General features: G+C 64.1%; 4 protein-coding genes. 2 read left to right on the top strand and 2 right to left on the bottom strand.

Features of this window, described 5'->3' with window-relative positions; translation table 11 throughout:
* Both deoC and EN914_RS23095 read right to left on the bottom strand, forming a co-directional pair.
* A partial coding sequence (gene deoC / locus EN914_RS23100) for a deoxyribose-phosphate aldolase (RefSeq protein ID WP_127389280.1) occupies positions 1–800 on the bottom strand: 800 nt, incomplete at its 3' end.
* Between the two features lie 152 nt (positions 801–952).
* A complete protein-coding gene (locus tag EN914_RS23095) occupies positions 953–1,780 on the bottom strand; it encodes a ferredoxin--NADP reductase (protein WP_013528564.1) in 828 nt (275 codons plus the stop codon).
* Between the two features lie 221 nt (positions 1,781–2,001).
* Between EN914_RS23095 and EN914_RS23090 the strand changes: the two genes are divergently transcribed.
* Positions 2,002–4,086, top strand: coding sequence for a hydantoinase/oxoprolinase family protein (locus tag EN914_RS23090; protein WP_024502139.1), 2,085 nt, complete (start codon positions 2,002–2,004; stop codon positions 4,084–4,086).
* Position 4,087: 1 nt separating this feature from the next.
* A partial coding sequence (locus tag EN914_RS23085; RefSeq protein ID WP_127389279.1) for a hydantoinase B/oxoprolinase family protein occupies positions 4,088–5,322 on the top strand: 1,235 nt, incomplete at its 3' end.

Raw genomic sequence — 5,322 nt, 5'->3', positions numbered from 1 at the left:
ATGGCGAGGCCGACGGGCAGCGTCGCGTTGACGCTTTCCTTGCCGGTCGAGGTCTTGATGAAATCGGCGCCCGCCATCATCGCCACCATCGAGGCCAGCATGACATTGCGCAGCGTGGCGAGGTCGCCGGTGCCGAGGATGACCTTCAGATGCGCATCACCGCAGGCGGCGCGCATCGAGACGATCTCATTGTAAAGCTCCCGCCACTTGGCGCCGAACACCAGGCCGCGCGGGATGACGACGTCGATCTCGTCGGCGCCGTCACGGACCGAGGCCTCGATCTCCTGCAAACGGGTCGACAGCGGCGCCAGGCCATGCGGAAAGGCGGTGGAGACGGCGGCGACATGGATGCCAGTGCCGCGCACCGCATCGACGGCGGTGGCAACGAAGGGGTGGTAGACGCAGACGGCGGCCGGGCGGATGGTTTCACCTGATATGCCGAGGCCCTCGACAATGTCGCGGCGGAACGGGTTGATCGCCTTGGCGCAGAGCCGGCGCACGCGCTCCTCGGTGTCGTTGGAATTCAGCGTCGTCAAATCCATGCAGGCGACGGCGCGCAGCAGCCAGGCGGCCTGGTTGTCGGCCTTGATAGAGCGCCGCTTGGTCAGGCTGGCGACGCGCCGTTCCAGCGCCGAGCGATTGACGCTGCGCACCGATTCCATGAAGCCAAGGTCGAGCTTCATGCCGGGGTTGCGCGCAACGCGATGGTCCGGTGGGACGGCTGTATTGGCGGCGGCACGCGCCGGCAGCGGCGTCACCTTGGACGAGTCGACATCGGCTTCGCGGATTGTGCTGCTCATCTCCTGCCCTTTCATTCAGCGACGTGTGCCGAAGATAGCCCGTGAAGCCGTACTTCACGAGTCCTGCGGGCGGTCATAACCGAAAAAGGCGGCGAAAGCAGCAATTTTTGACCGTGCGGTCAAAAACGTAGACTTCGAGATGTTGGTGCGGCTCAGCCGACGAAGGCGCGCTCGACGACAAAAGTCGCCGGATGGCTCAGCGAGCCTTCCTCGAAGCCGAGGCTTTCGGCCAGTTCCTTGACGTCCTTCAGCATATGCATCGAGCCGCAGATCATGATCCGGTCGGTTGCCGGGTTGAGCTTGTCGATGCCGAGATCGCTGTAGAACTTGCCGGAGCCGATCAGCGCGGTGATGCGGCCCATGCGTGCCGATTCCTCGCGGGTCGTCGAATTGTAGAGCGTGACGCGCCCAGTGGTCAGTTCACCGATCAGCGGGTCGCTTTCAAGTGCTGCGACCAGCTCCTGGCCGTAGGTGAGTTCCGCATTGTCGCGGCAGGTATGGGTCAGGATCAGCTGATCGAATTTTTCATAGGTGTCGGGGTCGCGCAGCAGGCTGGCGAAGGGCGCGATGCCGGTGCCGGTCGAGATCATGAACAGCCGCTTGGCCGGCGTCAGTGCGTCGACCACCAGCGTGCCGGTCGACTTCTGGCGCATGATGACGGTGTCGCCGACCTGGATCTTCTGCAGCTCCGAAGTCAGCGGGCCGTCCGGCACCTTGATCGAGAAGAATTCCAGCTCTTCGTCCCAGGCCGGGCTCGCCACCGAATAGGCGCGGTACACCGGCTTCTCCGCATTGGGCAGCCCGATCATGACGAACTCGCCGGAGCGGAAGCGCAGCGACTGCGGACGGGTGATGCGGAACGAGAACAGCCGGTCGGTGTAGTGCTTCACCGAGACCACGGTTTCGGCATAGACATTGGCCGGAATCGGGAACTGCAGCGGTCGGGCGCCGACGGTGTTGAGAGCGGATGTGGTGTTCATCAAATCCAACCTTCTGGCCCAGCTCACGGACGCGGGCGCCAAACCTTCACCTGCGCGCCCGGACCATTCAGGTCCCGGCGTGCTGTTCGCACACTGCAAAGCGGCAAGCTCTTGTGTCCGGAATTTATTAGTATACAAACGATATTTGCGTCAAGATGCTCCCTTAAAACAGCTTTCCAAACTGACGCATATCCGTAGTCCGCGCATTTCGGGTTTCGACGATGGAAGAGAATATTTCGGCGCAAGCGCGCGATCCCCAGGGAAATGTCGTTGCCGGTATCGATGTCGGCGGCACCTTCACCGACCTGCTCCTGATCGACGGAAGCGATGGCGGCAGGGTGTATCTGGCCAAGACGCCGACCACGGTCGACAACCAGGCCTTCGGTGTCGTTTCGGCGCTCGGCGCCACCGGATTTCCGATCGACGGCATCGACCTCATCGTGCATGGCACGACCACCACCACCAATGCGGTGCTCGAACGCCGGCTGGCGAAAACCGGCATGATCACCACGCGCGGTTTTCGCGACGTGATCGAGCTTGGCCGGCGCACGCGGCCGCAGGCCTATGGCATGACCGGCAGCTTCGTGCCGATCATCCCGCGCAATCTCAGGCTCGAAGTGTCGGAGCGCGTCGAGGCGTCGGGTGCGATACGCACACCGCTCGACGAGGCCGAAATGCGCGAGGCGGTGCAGACGCTGATCGCGGCCGGTTGCGAATCCCTCGTCATCCATTTCCTGCATTCCTACGCCAATCCGGCGCACGAGCGGCGCGCCACCGAAATTGCCGCCGAGCTCTGGCCGAACGGCTACATCACGGCAGGCCATGCGCTGCTGTCGGAGGCGCGCGAGTTCGAGCGCGGCGTCACCGCTTCGGTCAACGCCTCGGTGCAGCCGATCCTCGAGCGCTATGTCGAGCGGCTGCGCAAGGAACTGGCTGCAAAAGGCTATGCCCGCGACTTCCTGATCATGAACGGCAATGGCGGCATGATCTCTGCCCGCTTCGTCACACGTGAATCGGCCAAGACTGTCATGTCCGGTCCGGCCTCGGGCGTCATCGCCGCCGCCTACACCGGAAAACGTGCCGGCTTCGAAAACCTCGTCACCTACGACATGGGCGGCACTTCGACCGACGTGGCGCTGATCCGCAATGCCGAGCCGGCCGTCTCGAACGAGATCGAGATCGAATATGCCATGCCGATCCATGTGCCAATGGTGGCGGTGCACACGGTCGGCGCCGGCGGCGGCTCGATCGCCCGCGTCGACGCGGCCGGCCTGATCCAGATCGGCCCGGAAAGTGCGGGCGCCAATCCCGGCCCGATCTGCTACGGGCGCGGCGGCCTCGAGCCGACCATCACCGACGCCAATCTGGTGCTCGGCCGGCTGGCGCCGAAGAAGCTGCTGGCAGTCGAAAACCCGGTCACATCAGAGCGCGTCACCGGCATCTTCGAGGAGAAAATCGGCAAGCCGACCGGCCTTTCCGGCGTCGAGGCGGCGGGCGCGGTGCTGCGGCTCGGCAACATGAAGATGGCCGGCGCCATCCGCATGGTCTCGGTGTCACGCGGTCATGACCCCCGCGATTTCGCGCTGTTCGCCTTCGGCGGCGCCGGGCCGCTGCATGCGACTGCCCTGGCGCGCGAACTCGGCCTGCCCAAGGTGTTGGTGCCGGCGCGTCCAGGCATCACCAACGCGCTCGGCTGCGTCGTTGCCGACCTGCGCCACGACTTCGTCAACACCATCAACCAGCCGGTGTCGGTACTCGACGAAACGTATCTTTACGCAGTATTGGAACGGCACCGAAACGAAGGCAAGGAGCTGATCGGCAAGGAAGCGGTAAAGCCGGAGACGATCCGCGTCACCCACTCCGCCGACATGCAGTTCGTCGGCCAGACCCACATCATCAACGTGGCGCTGCCGTCCTCCTCGGTGACCCGGGCAACGCTGCAGCAGCTTTTCGAAAAGGCCTATTTCGCCCGCTTCAAGGTCGAGCTGCCGGAAATCCGAGCCAATCTCGTCAATCTCAATACATCGGTCACCGGCGTGCGTCTGGCGATCGATCTGTCGCGCCTGATCGATCCGGCGGGGCGCGCAGCAACGCTGGACGAGGCGCGGCGCGAAATCCGGCCGGTCTGGTATGCCGGCCGTTGGCACGACACGCCCGTATATGCGCGTGAAAAGCTGCCGCTCGATGCTATCATCGAAGGCCCGGCGATCCTCGAACAGATGGATGCCACCACCGTGCTCGAACCCGGCGACCGCGCACGCAGCGACGCTGACGGCAACATCATCATCGACATTGGCGAGGCCTGATATGGCAAAGCTCGACGCCATCACCCTTTCGGTCCTCCAGGCGGCCCTGCAGCAGGTCTGCGACGAGATGGACCTTACGTTCTCTCGCGCCGCTTTCTCGCCGGTCATCGCCGAGGCCAATGACCGTTCCGACGGAATCTATTCGGCTGTCGACGGTTCGCTGATCGCGCAAGGCAGCCAGGGCCTGCCGGTGTTCGTCGGTGTCATGCAGTATTCGACCAGGACGGTGATCGAGATGATCGCCGACGGCCGTTGCCTGCCGCCGGAACCAGGCGACATCTACGTCGTCAACGACCCCTATCTCGGCGGCACCCATCTGATGGATGTGCGCTTCGCCATGCCGGTCTACCGGGACGGCAAGATTTTCTGCTGGCTATCCAACACCGGCCATTGGCCCGACATTGGCGGCTCGGTGCCGGGCGGATTTTCAGCCTCGGCGACTGCCGTGGAGCAGGAAGGCCTGCGACTGCCGCCCGTAAAACTGTTCAAGAAGGGCGTGCTCGACCCGGAAATCTACGCCATCATCTGCTCCAACATCCGCGTCGCCGACCAGCGCATCGGCGATATCAGGGCCCAGGCCGCCGCACTGCTGATCGGCCAGGATCGGCTGAATGGAATCCTGGATCGTTACGGGGATGAAACGGTTGTAGAGGCGATCGCCGAACTGCGCCGCCGCGCGGCCGAACAGATGCGCGCCAACATCTCAGCCATTCCCGACGGCACCTACCATTCCAAGGCGTTTGTCGATTCCGATGGGGTGGTCGACGAGCCGCTGATCATCGCGCTCGGCGTCGAAAAACAGGGCGACACGCTGACCTTCGATTTCACCGGCTCGTCAAAGCCCTGCGCCGGGCCGATGAACAGCGTGCTGGCGACGACCCTATCCTCGGTCTATCTCGCCATGCGCCACATTTTCCCGGATGTACCGATCAGCGCCGGCGCGTTTGAACCCCTGATCGTCAAGCGGCCGGAAGGCACGTTCCTCGACGCCAAATATCCGCGGCCCGTCTCGGGCTGCGCCGCCGAGGTGTCGCAGCGCATCGCCGAGGCGGTGTTCGCGGCGATGGTGCAGGCGCTGCCGGACAAGGTGACCGCCGCACCCGCCGGTTCCAGCGGCAATTTCGCACTCGGCGGCAACGACCCGGCACGCGGCCGCGACTACGTCATGTACCAGATCTCCGGCGGCGGTTATGGCGGCAATTCAGGCCATGACGGCCTGACCAATGGCTGCTCGAC

The sequence above is a fragment of the Mesorhizobium sp. M7A.F.Ca.CA.001.08.2.1 genome (genome assembly GCF_003998455.1).
Taxonomy (GTDB): Bacteria; Pseudomonadota; Alphaproteobacteria; order Rhizobiales; family Rhizobiaceae; genus Mesorhizobium; species Mesorhizobium ciceri.
The sequence above is the reverse complement of the archived record's forward strand: the minus strand, read 5'-3'. Positions and strand labels throughout refer to the sequence as shown.